Raw genomic sequence first — 19,473 nt, forward strand, 5'->3', positions numbered from 1 at the left:
GAATGGATACAACCAGAACCAGCAGGCGGTGATGAACAGCTATAACCAGTCACAGCAGGCAGTGATGAATGGATATAATCAGAACCAGCAGGCAGCTATGAACGGTATTAATAATTTAGGTAATTTCCCTGAGTATCTTAGAGAGCAGTATGCATGCTTCTATGAAAATCAGCAGGTAAGTCCTGAATAATATCTTTTGTGCAATTTATACCTAATTCAATACCAATATATACTAATTGCATAAAAAATCGCATACTCCAGCGCTAAAACATTGTTAAACTTGACAGAAGTACTATATAGTGATATTATTCCTTTTGTAACAGAAATGTAACAAATTAACATAATTTGAAATATATTTAAAAACAAAAGGATATAAAGTACGGTTTTACATATAGTTAGTGGTTAAATGGTTTACATAATGCTTAGCTAAATGTTACGTGCTTCCGGGTTTAGACTATTTATGATAAGCAGAAGAAATAAGCTGAAACTTCAGAGATTAAAAATCAATTTAAGAAAGAATGTTTTCAATACAAGATTTATGGTGAGAAATACACTGGTACTTATGATCACAGTAGCAGTTGTATTTCTTGCCGTTTTTGCTGTAGATTCCCTTAAAGGTCTTGATGGCAATAAAAGTAAGGGAAAGTCAGAAAAATCTGTCGCTGATAATGAGCTGATGACAAGAGCAATTGCCACCGGCATTGGCGAGAGCATTAAAACTGAAAGCAGTAAGGCAAAAGACGCAGGTCAGGAGAAGAATATCAACAAGGAACCTGTTAAAGTTAAACCTATTACTGAAATCAAGTACAACATGGCCGGAAAGGTCATTTGTAAAGTGGTTACCTCCAATATTAGAGCAGAGGCTTCAGATGATAGCGAGATAGTAGGTTGCATGTATGAAGGAGCAGCCGGAAAGATTGATAAAAAAGAAGGAGACTGGTATAAGATAGTTTCCGGTAAAGTTACAGGTTATGTTAAAGCTGAAGACGTGTTGGCTGATAAGGAAGCTACTTCATCAGCTGAAAAATACGCAACAAAGATAGCTGTTATTAAAAATGCTGTTGGAGTTAAGGATTCCGGAAGTGATGATGGCAATGTTATTATCACGGTTGATAAAGACAGAACATTCGAGATATCGGTTCATTCAAGTAATGATCAGATCAAATGTATAAGACTTGCAGACGGTGCATACGGATATGTATCTGTTGATGATGTTAAAGTTGTTGACGGATTTCCTGAAGCATTTTCCATGGATGATATGAATGAAGTCCTTGAAGGAAGAAATAATATCCTTGTTGCTGAAAATGAAAAGGTCGTTGAAGAAGCGTCAAATGAGGATGGTAGCTCTAAGGAAGAGACTCCTGATGATACTGAAGTAACTGAAGTAACTGAAGAAGAGTCTTCTGAAGAAGTTACAGAGGAAGAAGATACTGAAGAAGCTACTACTGAAGAAGTGATAGAGGAAAAGGTTGAAGAGGAAGAAGAAGCTGAACCTGAACCTGAAGAAGTAGATGGCTATCATGCTGCAGGCGGATTTGCTGTCGATGATATTAAGTTACTTGCTGCAATAGTATATGCAGAGTCAGGCGGAGAGTCATATGAAGGTCAGCTTGCAGTGGCAAATGTTGTGCTCAACAGACTTAACAATGGCTGGGGCGGATCATTAAGTGATGTTATTTATGCTGAAAATCAGTTCACAGCAACTGAAACATGGGCATTTGATGATGCATTAAAGAATGGAGCGCCTGATACAACACTCAGTGCTGTTTATGCAGCTGTTGGCGGAAAGAATAATATAAAGAATTATACAAGCTTCAGACCAACTTGGAATATCGATACATCAGAACTTAATGATTATGAGATAATTGGCAATCATTGTTTCTTTACAGAATAATATAGAGTCTATAATAACTAAAACCCCGGGAAAACCCGGGGTTTTGTTGTACATAATTCAATCTGAATAAAACATTTTATATTTAATTTATAAATCATAGGAATATTCCTTAGTGTGTTTTATGGAACATTGGCCATGTCTTATCATAATAACCTGATGTTCCCACATTTGCATTATTTGCACCGATAGGATATTCATCAAGGGAATCTTTTACAGAAACTATACTTCCATCAATTGCATTTATGATGATTACCGGAGTTTTGGATGTATTATCCGTCGATAATCCTGAATTATTGAGAATCATATTATTAATAGATAAGTTACCAATGATGTAGCAAGGTGTGTAAGTATATTCCGTATCAGAATCGTTTGATTTGATTGGGAATTCTGTAAATACAATATCTTTTAATTCTATATTTGGATTTAATGTAGCAGGATTATTCCATAATGATTTGTCTGATACACTTTCACGAACAATATTCTGCATATCTTCAAAACTTATGGTTTTATCTACATCCTGATTTTTTACAAGAGTCATAGGATTAATTATATGGCATCCGAGTACTCCGTTATCATTAACATAAACCTTGATAAATGAGTTGAAATTAAACACATCGCCGTCGTCTGTATAATTATGTAAGCTGAGAGCTTCAGCTGCTATTTCTTCCAGATCGCTACCGAAATCAAATCTGTATATGAAGGTATATCCTCCTGTAAAATCTCTTGCATACTTAGTAAGCGGTAGGAATTTATAATCATTTATATAGAATAATCCCGGAGAAATAGAGCTTGTCCATGTAAGAGTGCCTGAATTCTGGATTTTGTAATCAGAAAAACCAAGTTTATCCAAAAAGGCATCTGCTTTGCTTAATGCTTCTTCCTCATCAGAGTTTTTCGGAGAATATGGAGCGAAATATTCATCAGGAACGTGAATAAATACCCCGTCTTCACCCTTTTGATAGATTGTAGTTTCAGGGACCATAACTGTTGAATCGTTATCGACTATTGAATCATAAAATTCATTTTCAAATGCTTCATCATGCTCCGGAAGAGGAGTGTTGGTTGCATCTGCCTGAGCTTTAATCTCATCCGGATAATCATGGAAGACATAAGATCCGGCAAGATCTTTCTTCATTATAGTAACAACTCTGTTGTTGGTCTGGTATGTTTCAGGTGAGCTTACATATTCGTCGAAATTTCTGTTACCAAAATGAACATAGTATTCTTCACCATTTATCTTGCCCAGATATCCATCGTATGTATAATCATTTTCTATTGTTTCAGGAGCTTTTTCTTTATCAGTGTTAAGTTTGTCAATGTCATACTCGATCTTATCCTTAGAAAATACTTCGCTGGTTTCTACAGGCATTGTCTGTCTATCATATGTTTCATAATAATTAGACATGATTCCCGTGTTTGAAGAGTTATCATCATAGTAACTTAAAACGTGCTGATAAAGTGAGATTTTATCATCATAGAGTTTTTTGGTCATATGATCGTAATCATAGACTTCAATATCTCCTGAATCGAAAGCTTTTTCGCAGATGTTTTTACGAAATTCCTTATCGAAATGAGGGACATTTACTGTGCTTGTTGTTAATTTGTATTTGGAAATGTCTCTTAGACTTGAATTGATGAATATTTCGGGATAGCCCTTACTTTCATCGCCGTTAATGTGCTCAATCCAAAGAGAAGAACCGGATTTATCGGTTGTTGGATTGGTTGTAGAATCTTCCTCTGTACTTGCTATTTCTTCAGTTGATGAATTTGAATTATCATAATCATCGATTTTTTTGGCCTTTTTGCCACATGAAGTCATAGTCAATGAGAGTAAGAGTGTCATTGGTATGACAAATCTTTTTTTGTTTTTCAAGTTGATCATGCTGTGTCCTCCTAAATCCTTTTCGCCCTCACAAAAATTATACAATGATATATGGATTTCAGCAATAAATTTACAAATAGAAACAGAAAGACACAAAAAAACGAATAAGTTTATAATAATATGCAAAATTAATGCATAAAACATGAATATAATGTATATTTGACGGATTTTTTATGAATAAAATCAATAAATGCTTGCATATTATTCACAGTGAGATTATAATCGTGGTCTAAAGACTTTTGAAATACATCCGTTTAGGATGCCGGATAAATATATATTTCAGGAAAAAGGAGCAGAAAAATGATCAAAGCAGGTATTATTGGATCAACAGGATATGCCGGTCAGGAACTGGTAAGAATACTTCTCGGACATAAGGATGCAGAGATAGTATGGTATGGATCAAGAAGTTATGTCGATGAAGCATACAGCAGTGTATATGGAAATATGTTTGAAATAGTTGATGCTGCATGTATGGATGATAATCTTGATGAACTTTGCAAGAAGGCAGATGTCATTTTTACAGCTACACCACAGGGATATCTTGCCGGAGTAATAAATGAAAATATACTTGAGAACGCAAAGGTTATCGATCTTTCAGCCGATTTCAGACTTAAGGATACTGATGTTTATGAGAAATGGTATAAGATAGATCACAAGGCGAAGCAGTATATCGATGAGGCTGTTTACGGACTTTGCGAACTTAATCGTGAAAGCATAAAGGGCGCAAGACTTGTTGCAAACCCTGGTTGCTATACAACAACATCAATCCTTTCACTTTATCCTCTTGTAAGAGAGCATATGGTTGATACAGATACAATAGTTATTGATGCTAAGTCAGGAACTTCAGGAGCAGGAAGAAGTGCAAAACTTGCTAACCTTTACTGTGAAGTTAATGAAAGTATTAAAGCTTACGGTGTTACAACTCACAGACATACACCTGAGATAGAAGAGCAGCTTGGATATGCATTTCTTGCAGGAAATACATCAAAGGATCTTTCAACAGTAGGTCAGGAATGTATAAGTGACAAGAATGCAGGCGGAAATCCTCTTCTTATTAATTTCACTCCTCATCTTGTTCCTATGAACAGAGGAATCCTTGCAACATGTTATGCTAAGTTAAATGACAAATATACTTATGATGATGTTAAGGCTGTTTATGATAAGTATTATAAGAATGAGCAGTTCATCAGAGTACTGAATAAGGGAGTTATGCCTGAGACAAGATGGGTTGAAGGAAGTAACTACGTAGATATTAATTTTGTGATCGATGAGAGAACAGGACGCATCGTTGTATGTGGAGCTCTTGATAATATGGTTAAGGGTGCAGCAGGACAGGCAGTTCAGAATATGAATCTTATCTTTGGTCTTCCTGAAAATGAAGGACTTCTGATGCCACCTGTATTTCCATAAATCTGAAACGCAGATTAAATAGTTTAAACAGTTAGATCATATAGTTAGATTTAATCCTGAATAAACGGTTATAGCACATAGTCGTAACAAATGATTGAAATAAACGGTCATGAGACATAATCAAAATAAAGTCAGGATAAACGGTTAGAATAAAAGGAGAGATAAAATGTCAGTTAAGGTTATTTCCGGCGGCGTTACAGCTGCAAAGGGTTATAAATGTGCCAGTACAAGAGTTGGTATTAAGCCAAAGGGAACAAACAGAGACCTTACACTTATAGTAAGTGAGGTTCCTGCAGTATGTGTCGGAACTTTTACAAGAAATATTGTAAAAGCTGCTCCTGTTAAATGGGACATGGATATAGCATATAATGTTAAGAAGGCTCAGGCTGTTATAGTAAATACAGGTATTGCAAATGCTGCTACAGGCGAGCAGGGACTTTTAAGCTGCAAGACAGAAGCTGAAAAAGTCGGTGCAGCCCTCGGTATTCCTGCAAATACAGTTCTTACAGCATCTACAGGTGTTATCGGACCACAGATTCCTGTTGATAAGATCTGCGGTGGAGTTGATGAACTTGTTTCAAAGCTTACAGACAGTGTTGAAGAAGCGCATGAAGCTGCTAAGGCTATCATGACAACAGATACACAGCCAAAGGAAATTGCTGTTACTTTTGAAGCAGGTGGAAAAACATGTACAATCGGCGCTATGTGTAAGGGTTCCGGAATGATTCATCCAAACATGGGAACAATGCTCGGATTCATCATGTCAGACGTTGCTATTGAACATGATATAGCGCTTAAGACTATCAGAGAAGTAATTGATGATACATTTAATATGGTATCGGTTGACGGAGATACATCCACAAATGATACAGTTATGCTTCTTGCAAACGGACTTGCAGGAAATGAAATGATCACATCGGAAGGTGAAGATCTTAAGGAATTTAAGAATGCACTTTTCACAGTTGCTGAATTCCTTGCTAAAAATATTGCAAAAGACGGTGAAGGTGCAACAAGACTTTTCACATGTCATGTAACAGGTGCAAAGGATAATGAGACAGCACGTATTCTTGCTAAGTCTGTTATCACTTCAAACCTTACTAAGGCGGCTGTATTCGGTATGGACGCAAACTGCGGACGTCTTTTCTGCGCAATGGGTTACTCCGGAGCGGAATTCGATCCGGATCATACTGACATCATACTCAGTAGTAAAAATGGTTCAATCAAACTTATCGCTGACGGTATGCTTCCTGAATTCTCAGAAGAAGAAGCTCTTTCAGTTCTTCAGCCTGATGAGATAGTTGCAGAATGTATACTTCATGAAGGCGACGGAGAGGCTACAGCATGGGGCTGTGACCTTACATATGATTATGTTAAGATCAATGCTGATTATCGTTCATAGTTATTGATTCGTAAAATTTTTAGTGATAAAGTAATGAGGTGTGAGCTATGATATACAGATTTGAACAGGAATTAGAGAGAAACGCGGAGGATAATAGTATGGTTAGTAATGATTCTTTAGATAAGGTGCTTGCAAAAGCTCAGACACTGAGTGAAGCACTTCCTTATATTCAGCGTTTTAACGGAAGTACTATAGTAGTAAAGTACGGCGGAAGCGCAATGCTTGATGAGAATCTTAAATATAATGTTATTAAAGATGTTGCCCTTCTTAAGCTTATAGGTCTTAAGCCAATCATCGTACACGGTGGTGGTAAGGAGATCAATAAATGGCTTGGCAAGATCAATAAGCAGTCAGAGTTTGTTAACGGACTTCGTGTTACAGATGAGGAAACTCTTGAAGTAGCTGAGATGGTTCTTAATAAGGTAAATAAAAGCCTTGTTGCGATGATGACTCAGCTTGGACTTAAGGCAGTAGGTATAAGCGGAAAAGATGCAGGTCTTCTTCAGACACACAAGAAGACAGCTGACGGAAAAGATATCGGATATGTAGGTGAAGTTACATCTTCAGATACAAAGATCCTTGATACACTTATTCAGGATGACTTTATTCCTGTAATCGCACCTATCGGTCTTGGTGATGATTTCCATGGATATAATATAAATGCAGATGACTGTGCATGTGCTATCGCATCAGCAGTAAATGCAGAAAAACTTGTATTCCTTACAGATATTGAAGGTGTATATGTTGATCCAAGCGACAAGAAGACACTTGTTTCAGAGATGAATGTTGCAGAAGCAGAAGAATTCATCGAGAAAGGTGTTGTCGGAGGCGGAATGATGCCTAAGCTTAAGAACTGTATTGAAGCACTTAAGAATGGTGTTTCGCGAGTTCATATCCTTGACGGTCGTGTAGAGCATTGCCTTTTACTTGAGTTCTTTACTGAAAAAGGTATCGGTACTGCTATCCTTAAGGATCCATTATTCTAAATATATTGACAAGATTAAAACCGGCGCATATTTAAGTGCCGGTTTTAAAATGTTTAAATGTCCTAAAAATATATAAATACATTTATAAATATGAAAAATCGTATTGAATAAATGTTTCAATTTCGTTACAATAAGTTTAGCTCTGAAAAAGTTGAATTAACAAATTTCCCGATGATTAGATCAAAAATCAAGATAAATCGAGGGATGATGTATATTTGAAAAAAATCAGAATTGTTACAGTCATTTTACTATTGACTGTATTTCTTTATGGTTGCAGCAATACATCTCTTAAAGTTGACGACACATCAAAAACGGATACCGAATCACAATTGACTGAAGATAAAGACGATAGTACATTAACGACCGGTTATGATCTGACGGAAGAAACTACCGAAGATCATTCTAAGATAGGGACGGTTCGGGTTTATGTATGTGGTGCGGTCAGAAATGAAGGGGTATATATACTTCCTGAAGGGAGTATTGTGAATGATGCTTTGGATGCAGCGGGCGGATATGATGAAAATGCACTTCATGGATATATAAATCTTGCGGCCGGATTAGAGGACGGGATGAGGATTTATTTTCCTGAAGAGGATGATTCGCTTAAAACAAACTTAAGTAAAGAGATAATGACGGGTTTTTCTAACGAAGGAAAAGATACTCCGAATGAGAGAAATTTTACGGAAGAATCCAATATGAAGGTTAATATCAATACGGCTGATAAAAATCTTCTTATGACATTACCCGGAATCGGGGAAAGCAGAGCAGAAGATATAATCAGTTACAGAGATGATAATGGTGGCTTTAAAAGTATTGAGGAGATAAAAAATATTAAGGGGATCAAGGACAATATTTTTGAGAAAATAAAGGACATGATCATTATTTAAAAGGGGAAAAAGATGAAAAAGATACTTGTTGTCGATGATGAAAAACTTATTGTCAAAGGACTTAGATTCAGTCTTGAACAAGATGATATGGAAGTGGATACAGCTTATGATGGAGAAGAGGCCATAAATAAGGCTAAGGAGAATTCTTATGATATGATCCTTCTTGATATCATGCTTCCAAAATTCACAGGACTTGAAGTTTGTCAGATGATCAGAGAATTCTCTGATGTTCCGATCATAATGCTCACAGCTAAGGGCGAAGATATGGATAAGATTCTTGGTCTTGAATACGGAGCGGATGATTATATTACAAAACCATTTAATATCCTTGAGGTTAAGGCGAGAATAAAAGCAATTCTCAGAAGAAATTCCAAGAATGACGGACAGAAAGCTCAGAAGGATAATGTGATCGAGAAAAAGGGCCTTAAGCTTGAACTTGACAGCAGAAGAGTATTTATAGATGGAAAAGAAGCTAGTCTTACAGCAAAGGAATTTGACCTTGTGCTTCTTCTTGTTTCAAATCCCAATAAGGTATATTCAAGAGACGAACTTCTTAAAACTATCTGGGGTTCATCTTATCCGGGAGATGCGAGAACGGTTGATGTTCATGTAAGAAGACTTAGAGAAAAGATAGAAGAACATCCGGCGGATCCAAAATTCATCCATACAAAATGGGGAGTTGGATATTATTTCGCAGATTGATTTAAACTTAAAAATATTAAGGCAGAGGTGGAAGTTGTAAAGCCTCTGCCTTACTTATTGCATTAAAACTTAATATATCTTATAATACTTAGATACGGGTTTAAATGACAAAGCTTTTTAAAATATTGTCTTATCAGTAAGGGAGAGACAGGAATGTCAAAACTTGCAAAGTTGCAAAAAAAGTCAGCAGAACAGATATTTCGAGAAGAGATGAAAAGAAGAGAAAGCATTAATCCTGACAGCTATATCGTTGAGGGGGATCCGGATATTACTCTTAAGAAAGAAGATGTAGGAGATGGAAAATGCTGTTTTGTCATGCCTGAAATGAACAATACAGGTAAATATATTCTGTATATTTATGATTGCGACTATTGTATGCCAATCACTAAGGATGAGTATAGTTTTGTATTGCATCTGGCAAAAGAAACCGGAATGAATCTTTGCATTCCCATGTATCCTATAGCGCCTGAAGCAGGATGTCGAAAGGCTCTTAAGATGCTTGCAGCTGTTTATGAGAATCTTGTTCATAAAAAGCATATAACAGATATCATTCTGGCAGGATCGGGAGTAGGAGCAGGACTTGCTTTATCGCTTGCTCTTCATTTGTGGGAAGAAGGAATTACTCTTCCGGATAAACTTCTTCTTTTGTCGCCTGAAGTAGATTCGGAATTCTTTGATAAGACTTTTGAAGAAATACTTCTGAATTCGTATTATGATGATGGTATTTATTTCAGCGAAGGATATAAGGAATTTGTCAACAAATACTGGGTGCAGGAATATGCAGGTCAGACAGAATATACAAGCCCGATTTATGAGGATTTAAGAGAACTTTGTGATAATGTAATAATCATTTCCGGAACGGATGATATTTTCAATTGTTATGCGAGAGAGCTTGCAAGAAAGATTGAGAATGCGGGGCTTCATGTGAGTTATTTCGAATTCCCGAGAATGCATCACAAGTTTTATCATGATAATAAGCTTGATGAAACACTTCATGCAAGGATGATCATGGCAGATCTGATATCTGATACAAGACACAGGATCATAGATCAGTATATGTATGAGATAAAGGAAAGAGGCGAATGGTCTAAGAAGTATTCAGAGATATTTAAAGATAATCTGGCTACTAAATACCTTGTTAACAACAGTATTTCATATACAAAATACAAAAAAGAAAATGAATTTATAGATATAACCAAGGCTGCAACGATGAGGGCTTTTGACGATGAGGTGAGTAAGTTTATACTTCAGTACCCGATGTCAACCATAGTATATCTTGGATGCAGTCTTGATACTATGTTTAAAAGACTTGATAACGGAAGAGTGAACTGGTATAACCTCGATACTCCGGGAAAAATTTCAATCAGGAAGAAGTATGATAAAGATTCCGAAAGGGAACATACGATAGTTAAGTCAGTGGATGATATGAAATGGCTTGATGATATAGAATGCGATATTGGATTTGGACTTCTTTTTGTTTGCAGGGACATTTTCCTTTACAGAACATCGAAGGAAGTAGTTAGATTTATCGAGAAAATATATAACAGATATCCCGGGGCACAGATTGTATTTAATGCTCCGAGTTATGGAGGAATGGTTCGTAAGAATATGTACTCCAGAAAAAATGACGTAGATTATAAGAAATACCGTCTTCATGTAAATGATCCGAGAAAGGATATTCCGCTTTGGAATGTTGCATATGAGGTTGTTACGGAAAAATCGGTATTTAGTAATATAAAGGTTTCGAAGAAATGGAAGAACTCCATAAGGATAAGGATCTTATACAATAACCACATCCGTGGAGACAGATTGATAAGACTCAGACTCGGCGAAGAAAGATACCGTTTGTATAGAGACGGACATTTGATCAAAGTGTGAGTATAACAAATTTAATACTATCTGTGTTCAACACAGTTTAATAGGAGGAAATAAATGGAAAAGAAGATTATGCTTGGTAATCAGGCGATTGCCAGAGGTGCTTATGAAGCAGGAGTAAAAGTATCCTCTGCATATCCGGGTACGCCAAGTACAGAAGTAAGTGAATATCTTGTTAAGTATGATGGAATTTATGCTGAATGGGCGCCAAACGAAAAGGTTGCAACAGAAGTTGCCGTAGGTGCATCTATCTCAGGTGTAAGAGCAATGTGTGCCATGAAACACGTAGGTGTTAATGTTGCTGCTGATCCGCTTTATTCAGTTTCATATATAGGAGCAAATGGTGGTCTTGTAATGATCGCAGCTGACGATCCGGGACTTTACAGCTCGCAGAATGAGCAGGACACAAGACGTGTTGCAAGAGCAGCTTGCGTTCCTGTACTCGAGCCTTCAGATTCTGAAGAAGCAAGAGTTTTTACAAAGAGAGCATTTGAGATATCGGAGGAGTATGATACACCTGTTATCGTACGTACTACTACAAGACTTGCACATTCTCAGGGACTTGTTAATCTTGAAGACAGAGTAGAACCTGATGATAAGCCATATGAGAGAAATCCGGCAAAGAATATCATGATGCCGGGAAATGCAAAGGGAAGACATCTTGTTGTTGAAGCAAGAACCAATCGTCTTGCTGAAGATGCATGTACAATAGATGTAAATAAAGTAACATATAACGATACAAAGATTGGTGTTATCACAAGCGGTATTCCTTATCAGTATGTTAAGGAAGTTCTTCCAAATGCATCAATCCTTAAACTCGGACTTGTTAATCCACTTCCAAAAAATCTTATTCTTGAATTTGCTTCAAAGGTAGATACTCTTTATATCGTTGAAGAGCTTGAACCTGTTATTGAAGAGCAGGTTAAGTCATGGGGAGTAAAATGTATCGGTAAAGAGATATTTACAATCCAGGGAGAATACAGTGCAAATATGATCCGTGAAGCAATCCTCGGTGAGAAGGTTGAGGCTGAGTCGGCAGCGGCTGTTCCTATGAGACCTCCTATCCTTTGTCCCGGTTGTCCTCACAGAGCAACATTCTCCGTTCTTAAGAAGCTTAAGATCCATGCTTCAGGTGATATCGGATGTTATACACTTGGCGCAGTTGCACCGTTAAATGTAGTTGATACTACTCTTTGTATGGGTGCCAGCATTTCTATGCTTCATGGTATGGAGAAGGCTAAGGGAAGTGAATTTGTTAAGAACTGGGTTGCAGTTATAGGTGATTCCACATTCCTTCATACAGGTGTGAATTCACTTATGAATATGGCATATAACAAAGCTACCGGAACAGTTATCATTCTTGATAACTCAACAACAGGTATGACAGGGCACCAGGATAATCCTGCTACAGGAAAGATGTTAAATGGTGAGACAACATATGCTATAGATCTTGAAAAGCTTTGCAAGGCTATGAACATTAACCATGTAACAGTAGTTGATCCATATGATCTTGAGAAGTTTGAAGAGGTTGTTAAAACAGAAGTTGCAAGAGATGAGCTTTCAGTTATCATTGCTCAGTCACCTTGTGCTCTTCTTAAGGACTATATTCCACAGGGTAAATGTTATGTAGATCCTGATAAATGCCGTAAATGTGGTAAGTGCCTTGTTGCCGGATGTCCAGCTATAAAGAAGGATAAAGAAACAGGCAAGGCAGTTATAGATGATACAATGTGCAATGGCTGCGGACTTTGTATGAAGAATTGTCCGTTCGATGCTATTTCACTTAAAAAGAGAGGTGAGTAATATGGCAGTAAAGAATATTATCATAGTTGGAGTAGGCGGACAGGGAACACTTCTTACAAGCCGTATTCTCGGAGGACTCGCACTTGATGCAGGTTATGATGTAAAACTTTCTGAAGTACATGGTATGGCTCAGAGAGGTGGAAGCGTTGTTACATATGTTAGATATGGCGAAGAAGTTGCTGAACCTATAGTTGAAGAAGGATGTGCGGATGTGCTCATCGCATTCGAGAGACTTGAAGCAAAGAGATATGCACATTTCCTTAAGAAAGACGGAGTAATAATAGTAAATGATCAGCGTATAGATCCAATGCCTGTTATAACCGGAGCAGCAGAATATCCGGAAGGTATAATTGAAGAGCTTTCTTCAAAATACAAAGTTTATTCCATCGATGCCATGAATAAGGCTAAGGAAATCGGAAATACAAGAACATTCAATGTTATCGTTCTTGGTATGGCCGCAAGACACATGGATTATTCGGTAGAACAGTGGGAGAATGTTATTAAGAATACAGTTCCTGCAAAGACTGTTGATATCAATCTCAAAGCTTTCCATGCCGGATATGAAATGTAATATTATGAAGGTTATAATGAATAAGGGAGAATGTTAAAATGCCAATAACAGAGCTTTTGGAAAGAAATGCCAAAGAATACGGAGACGAGATAGCTCTTGTTGAAGTAAATCCGGCTATTACAGAGCGAAGAAGAATTACATGGAAAGAGTTTGATCTTATTCAGCCAAGTGAGGCTGAACCATATAGAAGAGAGATAACATGGAGCGTTTTCAATGAGAAAGCTAACCGTTTTGCAAATCTTCTTCTTTCCAGAGGAATAAAGAAAAATGATAAAGTAGGTATACTTCTTATGAACTGCCTTGAGTGGCTTCCGATTTATTTCGGTGTACTTAAGACAGGTGCCATAGCAGTACCTTTTAACTTCAGATATACAGCTGACGAGATTGAATATTGTGCGAAGCTGGCTGAAGTGGATATACTTATATTCGGACCGGAATTCATCGGAAGAATGGAAAGTATTGCAGATAAAATCTCTAAGAAGGTAAGTCTTCTTTATGTTGGTGACGGATGCCCTTCATTTGCGGAAGATTATACATCACTTACTGTAAATTGCAGCAGCGTATCGCCTGATATTGAACTTACAGATGATGACTATGCAGCAATTTATTTCTCATCCGGAACAACAGGATTTCCTAAGGCAATCCTTCATAAACACAGAAGCCTTTCACATTCTGCAAAGGTTGAGCAGGCTCATCATGGACAGACTCATGATGATGTATTCCTTTGCATCCCGCCTCTTTATCATACAGGCGCAAAGATGCACTGGTTTGGAAGTCTTATCTCAGGAAGCAAAGCTGTTCTCCTTAAGGGAACAAGTCCTGAATATGTTCTTGATACAGTAAGCAGAGAACATTGTACAATTGTTTGGCTTCTTGTTCCTTGGGCTCAGGATATACTTATTGCCCTTGAAAGCGGACAGTTAAATAAAGATGATTACAGTCTTGATCAGTGGAGACTTATGCATATAGGTGCACAGCCTGTTCCTGCGAGTCTTATCTCAAGATGGAAGAAGATATTCCCTAATCATCAGTATGATACCAATTACGGCCTTTCAGAATCAATCGGTCCCGGATGCGTTCATCTTGGGGTTGAGAATATTCATAAGGTTGGAGCTATCGGTATCCCGGGTTATGGATGGGAGACGAAGATAGTTGATGAATCAAGAAATGAAGTAGCAAAAGGTGAAGTCGGAGAACTTGCTGTTAAAGGTCCCGGAGTCATGGAATGCTATTATCATAATAAGAAAGCTACAGAAGAATGTCTTCAGGATGGATGGTTATTCACAGGAGATATGGCTAAGCTTGATGAAGATGGTTTTATCTGGCTTGTTGACCGTAAGAAAGATGTCATCATAAGCGGTGGTGAAAATATTTACCCTGTTCAGATCGAAGACTTTATGATGAAGAATGATAAGATTCAGGATGTAGCTGTTATAGGAATCGGAGATCAGAGACTTGGAGAAATTTCAGCAGCCATAGTTCAGCTTAAAGAAGGAAAGATGGCAACAGAAGAAGAGATAAATGAATTCTGTATGGAACTTCCAAGATATAAGAGACCTCGTAAGATAATCTTCGCTGATGTTCCTAGAAATGCAACAGGTAAGATTGAAAAACCAAAGCTTCGCGAGATGTATGGTACAGTGAATCTTGTAGCAGAAGAGAATAACAGCTAAGAAATAAATACTTAATTATTTGTGCGACAGAATATAATAAGTGAATTTACGGTGCCGGAGTATAACTCCGGCACTTTTATATTTTGAAATCAACATATAGTGCTGTCATAAACAACAAAAGTTGGTTTACATAAAGATAATTCATGCCGATTTTCTTATAAAATATTAACAAATATTAAGAAATATATCAAAAAACACGGAAAATAAACAAAAAAGTATTGCGATTTTCTTAATAAATGGTATAATGAGTATAAATTAAAACTTAGTTGTTCACGTTCGGAACATGTGAGAGGGCTAGGTTACGTTGTGGGGGCGTGTTATCATAAAACTGCAAGATGGAGAACTTGCAGTTTTTTTATGTCTAAAATTATTTCATCCGGATTCCGATAGTTTAGAAGTCTTACATCGGTGCGAAATTATACAGTATATGATATAATATTTTATATTTAATTTATATTGCTTTAGGCTTCCGGGACGTTCAGGATCCGGTGGCCTGATAATCATATGTATGAGGTTCGGGGTATTTATGATCAGTGCTGATAATCTTGTAAAAACATTCATAAGAAATGAAAAAAAGAATAAAAAAGTAGAATTTAATGCGGTGGATGGAATTTCACTGTCGGTAAATAAAGGGGAGATAGTCGGAATACTTGGTCCAAACGGGGCAGGAAAAACGACTCTTCTTCGTATGCTTGCAAGTTTGATGAAACCTACATCGGGTAAAGTTTATATAAGTCTTGATGAAGAGATCACAGATCCTGTTGAGTTAAGGAGACATATAGGATATCATTCCGGCAACACAAAGTTATACGGAAGACTTTCTGCAAGAGAACTTCTGACAATGTTTGGTACTATTTACGGGCTTTCTGATGAAGTGATAGCAGAGAGGATAGATAAGATAAAGGAACTTCTTAATATGGAATCATTTATTGATAACCGTATTGAGAAACTTTCAACAGGACAGACACAGAGGGCTGCAATAGCAAGGTGCCTTATCCATGATCCGGAAATATATATTTTTGATGAGCCGACTCTCGGGCTTGATATCATCAGCAGTGCTGCCATAACAAAGTTTATGAAGGGTGAGAAGGATAGAGGCAGGACGGTTATTTATTCAACGCATTATATGGAGGAGGCCGAGTACCTTTGCGACAGGATTATTATGATCAATAAAGGCCGTATCATATGCAATCTCACGCCTGATGAACTTAAGAAGGAAACGGGCACGGACAATATGAGAGATGCATTTAATGTAATAGTGGAGAGGGAGGATCTGGATAATGAAGAACAAGAATAATAAGATTATAAGAACTCTCTTCAAGAAAGAACTCCTGGATGTTCTTCGTGATAAAAAGACCGTGATCATGATGCTGGTGGTGCCGGTTATTCTGTATCCGCTCATTTTTATTGCGGCTTTGGGAATAATGTCATTTGTACAGGATAACCTGGAAACAAGTACATATAATATTGTTATTGATGCTGAAGAAGATAAGAGTGAATTCTATGATTATCTCACCGGTAACAGCAACTTCTCGGATAAGAAATATGTTCTTAAGATAACTCATGCCGAAGGAGGACATGATTACGAGGCTGATGTAAAAAAAGAAGATATTGATGTTTATGTAGAATGTAAGACACAGTCAAATACTAAGGATACGGATATAGAGGGACGAATTCAGTATAATGTTTATTACCTTTCTTCTTCGACTAATTCAAATTATGCATCGGAGATAGTCTATAAGCAACTGGAAGAAATGAATAAGAAAAAGAGTAAAAAGATACTTTTGGATGAAAATCTGGATGCTGAATATGTTTTGAATCCTATTGTTTATAAATATAAAAATGTGGCCAGTGGTAAGCAGTCTGTGGGAAGTATACTGGGATCTGTCCTTCCGTTCCTTCTTATCATCAGTCTTCTTATGGGAACAATGTATCCGGCTATAGATACAACAGCGGGTGAAAAAGAAAGAGGAACACTTGAAACCCTTTTGACACTTCCTGTTACCAACAGACAGATGATAATCGGAAAATTCCTGACGGTTGCGCTTATCGGACTTATTTCAGCTTTATTAAATATCATTTCTCTGGGAAGTATAGTTATCTATATGACGAAGATTATGAAGGATAACGGGCTCATTCATCTGGGAAATACAAGCGTTATAAGTTTTCTGCCTGCGATTCTGATCGGAATCATAGCGATACTTGCATTTTCGCTTTTTATAAGTGCGATAACAATGTGCGTAACTTCATTTGCAAAAAGTTATAAAGAGGCCAACAATTACATCACTCCGCTTATGATGGTGGTTTTATTTACAGGTTATATCGGATTTGTACCAAATGTAAGCCTTGATGGAGTGATGGCACTTGTTCCGGTTGCAAATATATGTCTTCTCATCAAGAACCTTCTTATCTTCAAGATAACGGTTAATTCTGTGGCTATGGTTCTTCTCAGTAATGTGCTTTATGCATTCCTCGCGATCATGCTCCTCAGTAAGATTTATGACAGCGAGTCGATACTCTTTAATGACGGAAGAGGCGGACTTCAGCTTTTTGAGAAGAGAAGCAATCTTAAAAAGGGTGGTGTTCCGACGGTTTCGGATGCCTGGTTCACTCTCCTTGTAGTATTTGTGCTTGTTATTTATGTGGGAGGACTGCTGCAGACTTCATTTGGAATATATGGCGTTATCGGCACGCAGCTGATAATCGTTATGATTCCGCTTCTGATGAGTATATATACCAAGAAAGATTTAAAGGAAACATACAGTTTCAAAAAATGTAAACCTGTTAAAGTGCTGGGAAGCATCTTGCTTATCACAGGTACTATTTTTGTCGGAATGATAATAAGCAGTATAGTTTCGCAGCTCTTCCCATCGAGCAGAAGCGCAGCGGATGATAGTGTGAATGAAATCTTGGATAACGGCTTTTTGTTAACCCTCTTTGTGGTCGCACTTTTGCCGGCGGTATGCGAAGAAATGATGTTCAGAGGTTATATCTTTGCAGCGGCCAGAAAGAAATACAGAATAGTGCCTGCAATTATTTTTGTGGCAGTATGTTTCGGAATATATCATATGAGTCTGGCAAGATTTTTTGTTACGGCTTTACTTGGCGCAATGCTATGTGTTGTGGTATACTATACGGGCAGCATTTTTCCGTCGATGCTTATGCATTTTGCGAATAATGCATTTTCGGTAGTGGCTTATCACTATCCGAATGCGGTATTAAAGGTAATGCCGTTCCTCGATGATCAGTATTTCAATTTGGGAATTGGGGCTGCGGTATTTGTTGGCGGAGTTATTCTCATGGTTGTAGGCATTATAATATTAAGGAGGAAAAGCAGTAAGTCAAATGAGACTGCTGTTTCATAAAATATGGGAACACCAAATGAAAGAAGCAAGATAATAAGGTTAACGTGGTGGTGTATCATTTTATCTGTAATTGTTGCCGTGGAAGGAGTATTTCTTTTCATTTTCGGAAAGAAGCTTTTTGACGAAAAGTCAGGTAAACCGGTAGCACTTAAGTATGAATTTCCGTATGAAATGTCGTTTGGAGATTCCGAGATTGCAGTGGCAGTTGAGGATAACTATGTTAAATATCTCCATAAAGCATATGTTCTTTTCGGAGAATATCCGGATTGTGAACTTGTAAAGATCAGTCCGAATATCGAAAGAAATAATTTCGATTTTGAAAATGATTTTGTTTATGATGATAATGGAACAACTAATTTCCTTTATCATGTTGAAAATGGCGAGAAAACGTCCAGGGTTGCCATCGATGTTTCGGATTATCAGAATGAGATCGACTGGAAGAAGGTTAAGAATGCCGGAGTTTCCGTAGCTGTTGTAAGACTTGGTTTCAGAGGATATGGTTCCAAGGGAAGTCTTAATCTTGACCCTAAGTTCTCTAATCATTTCGATAATGCCAGAAAAGCAGGACTTGAGGTTATGCCTTATTTCTTCTCAGAGGCAATTAATTATGATGAAGGTGTTGAAGAGGCTAAGTTTGCCATCGAGAACCTTAAGAATCACGGTAAGATAGAAGCAATCGTTGTTGATACAGAGTATATCTATACAGATGATACGGTTCGTGCAAATGACATCAGCATTGAAGACAGAACAAGTGCTATCAAGGGATTTTGCGAGACTGTCAGATCAGCAGGATATACACCTATAATCTATGCGAGCCACGGATGGTTCCTTCTCAATATGGACTTAGAGCAGCTTAAGGATTATGAATTCTGGCTTGCTGCATATGATAATCCTGACTTCCCATATGTAATGGCAGGTTGGCAGTATACTCCATACGGAAGTTGTCCGGGAGTTGAAGGAGATGTTGATATTTCCGTTTGGATGCGCTAATATGGTCAGCGATACTTGATTGAAGAGGTGGAAATA

The 19,473-nt window shown here is 37.4% G+C and carries 15 protein-coding genes; 14 read left to right on the forward strand and 1 reads right to left on the reverse strand.

Annotation, left to right across the window (positions count from 1 at the left end; translation table 11 throughout):
* Nucleotides 1–190 (forward strand): hypothetical protein (locus tag B5D25_RS12900; RefSeq protein WP_207651171.1); only part of this gene is annotated, 190 nt, incomplete at its 5' end.
* A gap of 270 nt (nt 191–460) precedes the next feature.
* Nucleotides 461–1,894 (forward strand): cell wall hydrolase, encoded by a 1,434-nt coding sequence (locus B5D25_RS09780; protein ID WP_159444145.1) that lies wholly within the window; start codon nt 461–463, stop codon nt 1,892–1,894.
* Between the two features lie 109 nt (nt 1,895–2,003).
* Here B5D25_RS09780 and B5D25_RS09785 read toward each other — a convergent pair whose 3' ends face one another.
* On the reverse strand, nt 2,004–3,776 hold the full coding sequence (locus B5D25_RS09785; protein WP_078787786.1) for a hypothetical protein: 1,773 nt from the start codon (nt 3,774–3,776) through the stop codon (nt 2,004–2,006).
* Between the two features lie 300 nt (nt 3,777–4,076).
* On the opposite strand from B5D25_RS09785, the gene argC reads away from it, so the two are divergent.
* The 12 genes from argC to B5D25_RS09845 all read left to right on the forward strand — a co-directional run bounded on the left by argC (nt 4,077) and on the right by B5D25_RS09845 (nt 19,437).
* The gene (argC, locus tag B5D25_RS09790; RefSeq protein WP_078787787.1) at nt 4,077–5,186 is read left to right on the forward strand and encodes an N-acetyl-gamma-glutamyl-phosphate reductase; all 1,110 of its coding nucleotides are present in this window, start codon (nt 4,077–4,079) and stop codon (nt 5,184–5,186) included.
* 166 nt (nt 5,187–5,352) lie between these two features.
* Entirely contained in the window at nt 5,353–6,585 is a 1,233-nt protein-coding gene (gene argJ / locus B5D25_RS09795) for a bifunctional ornithine acetyltransferase/N-acetylglutamate synthase (RefSeq protein ID WP_078787788.1), read from the forward strand.
* 98 nt (nt 6,586–6,683) lie between these two features.
* Nucleotides 6,684–7,571 (forward strand): acetylglutamate kinase, encoded by an 888-nt coding sequence (argB, locus tag B5D25_RS09800; protein ID WP_078787843.1) that lies wholly within the window; start codon nt 6,684–6,686, stop codon nt 7,569–7,571.
* A 215-nt stretch (nt 7,572–7,786) separates the two neighbouring features.
* Nucleotides 7,787–8,458, forward strand: a complete 672-nt coding sequence (locus B5D25_RS09805; RefSeq protein ID WP_078787789.1) for a helix-hairpin-helix domain-containing protein — start codon at nt 7,787–7,789, stop codon at nt 8,456–8,458.
* A gap of 12 nt (nt 8,459–8,470) precedes the next feature.
* Entirely contained in the window at nt 8,471–9,160 is a 690-nt protein-coding gene (locus tag B5D25_RS09810; protein WP_078787790.1) for a response regulator transcription factor, read from the forward strand.
* Nucleotides 9,161–9,313: 153 nt separating this feature from the next.
* Complete coding sequence (locus tag B5D25_RS09815; protein WP_078787791.1) at nt 9,314–11,038, forward strand: alpha/beta hydrolase fold domain-containing protein; 1,725 nt, start codon at nt 9,314–9,316, stop codon at nt 11,036–11,038.
* Between the two features lie 54 nt (nt 11,039–11,092).
* Entirely contained in the window at nt 11,093–12,838 is a 1,746-nt protein-coding gene (iorA, locus tag B5D25_RS09820) for an indolepyruvate ferredoxin oxidoreductase subunit alpha (protein ID WP_173472763.1), read from the forward strand.
* A gap of 1 nt (nt 12,839) precedes the next feature.
* Complete coding sequence (locus tag B5D25_RS09825; protein WP_078787792.1) at nt 12,840–13,409, forward strand: indolepyruvate oxidoreductase subunit beta; 570 nt, start codon at nt 12,840–12,842, stop codon at nt 13,407–13,409.
* 38 nt (nt 13,410–13,447) lie between these two features.
* A complete protein-coding gene (locus tag B5D25_RS09830; RefSeq protein WP_078787793.1) occupies nt 13,448–15,082 on the forward strand; it encodes a class I adenylate-forming enzyme family protein in 1,635 nt (544 codons plus the stop codon).
* A gap of 526 nt (nt 15,083–15,608) precedes the next feature.
* Nucleotides 15,609–16,379: an ABC transporter ATP-binding protein gene (locus B5D25_RS09835; protein ID WP_078787794.1), complete on the forward strand. Its 771-nt coding sequence runs from the start codon at nt 15,609–15,611 to the stop codon at nt 16,377–16,379.
* The gene (locus B5D25_RS09840; RefSeq protein ID WP_078787795.1) at nt 16,363–18,447 is read left to right on the forward strand and encodes an ABC transporter permease subunit/CPBP intramembrane protease; all 2,085 of its coding nucleotides are present in this window, start codon (nt 16,363–16,365) and stop codon (nt 18,445–18,447) included. Before B5D25_RS09835 ends, B5D25_RS09840 begins: the two co-directional genes overlap by 17 nt.
* A 3-nt stretch (nt 18,448–18,450) precedes the next feature.
* Nucleotides 18,451–19,437 carry a GH25 family lysozyme gene (locus tag B5D25_RS09845; protein WP_078787796.1) on the forward strand — a complete coding sequence of 329 codons (987 nt, stop codon included), beginning with the start codon at nt 18,451–18,453 and terminating at the stop codon, nt 19,435–19,437.
* Nucleotides 19,438–19,473: the final 36 nt, after the last annotated feature.

This window comes from Eubacterium ruminantium (assembly GCF_900167085.1).
GTDB classification, from domain to species: domain Bacteria; phylum Bacillota; class Clostridia; order Lachnospirales; family Lachnospiraceae; genus Eubacterium_Q; species Eubacterium_Q ruminantium.

What these genes read in the sequence shown, in the direction of transcription:
- B5D25_RS09780 (WP_159444145.1), top strand. Translation starts at nt 461, where the DNA reads ATGATAAGCAGAAGAAATAAGCTGAAACTTCAGAGATTAAAAATCAAT.
- B5D25_RS09785 (WP_078787786.1), bottom strand. Translation starts at nt 3,776, where the DNA reads ATGATCAACTTGAAAAACAAAAAAAGATTTGTCATACCAATGACACTC.
- argC (WP_078787787.1), top strand. Translation starts at nt 4,077, where the DNA reads ATGATCAAAGCAGGTATTATTGGATCAACAGGATATGCCGGTCAGGAA.
- argJ (WP_078787788.1), top strand. Translation starts at nt 5,353, where the DNA reads ATGTCAGTTAAGGTTATTTCCGGCGGCGTTACAGCTGCAAAGGGTTAT.
- argB (WP_078787843.1), top strand. Translation starts at nt 6,684, where the DNA reads ATGGTTAGTAATGATTCTTTAGATAAGGTGCTTGCAAAAGCTCAGACA.
- B5D25_RS09810 (WP_078787790.1), top strand. Translation starts at nt 8,471, where the DNA reads ATGAAAAAGATACTTGTTGTCGATGATGAAAAACTTATTGTCAAAGGA.
- B5D25_RS09815 (WP_078787791.1), top strand. Translation starts at nt 9,314, where the DNA reads ATGTCAAAACTTGCAAAGTTGCAAAAAAAGTCAGCAGAACAGATATTT.
- iorA (WP_173472763.1), top strand. Translation starts at nt 11,093, where the DNA reads ATGGAAAAGAAGATTATGCTTGGTAATCAGGCGATTGCCAGAGGTGCT.
- B5D25_RS09825 (WP_078787792.1), top strand. Translation starts at nt 12,840, where the DNA reads ATGGCAGTAAAGAATATTATCATAGTTGGAGTAGGCGGACAGGGAACA.
- B5D25_RS09830 (WP_078787793.1), top strand. Translation starts at nt 13,448, where the DNA reads ATGCCAATAACAGAGCTTTTGGAAAGAAATGCCAAAGAATACGGAGAC.
- B5D25_RS09835 (WP_078787794.1), top strand. Translation starts at nt 15,609, where the DNA reads ATGATCAGTGCTGATAATCTTGTAAAAACATTCATAAGAAATGAAAAA.
- B5D25_RS09840 (WP_078787795.1), top strand. Translation starts at nt 16,363, where the DNA reads ATGAAGAACAAGAATAATAAGATTATAAGAACTCTCTTCAAGAAAGAA.
- B5D25_RS09845 (WP_078787796.1), top strand. Translation starts at nt 18,451, where the DNA reads ATGGGAACACCAAATGAAAGAAGCAAGATAATAAGGTTAACGTGGTGG.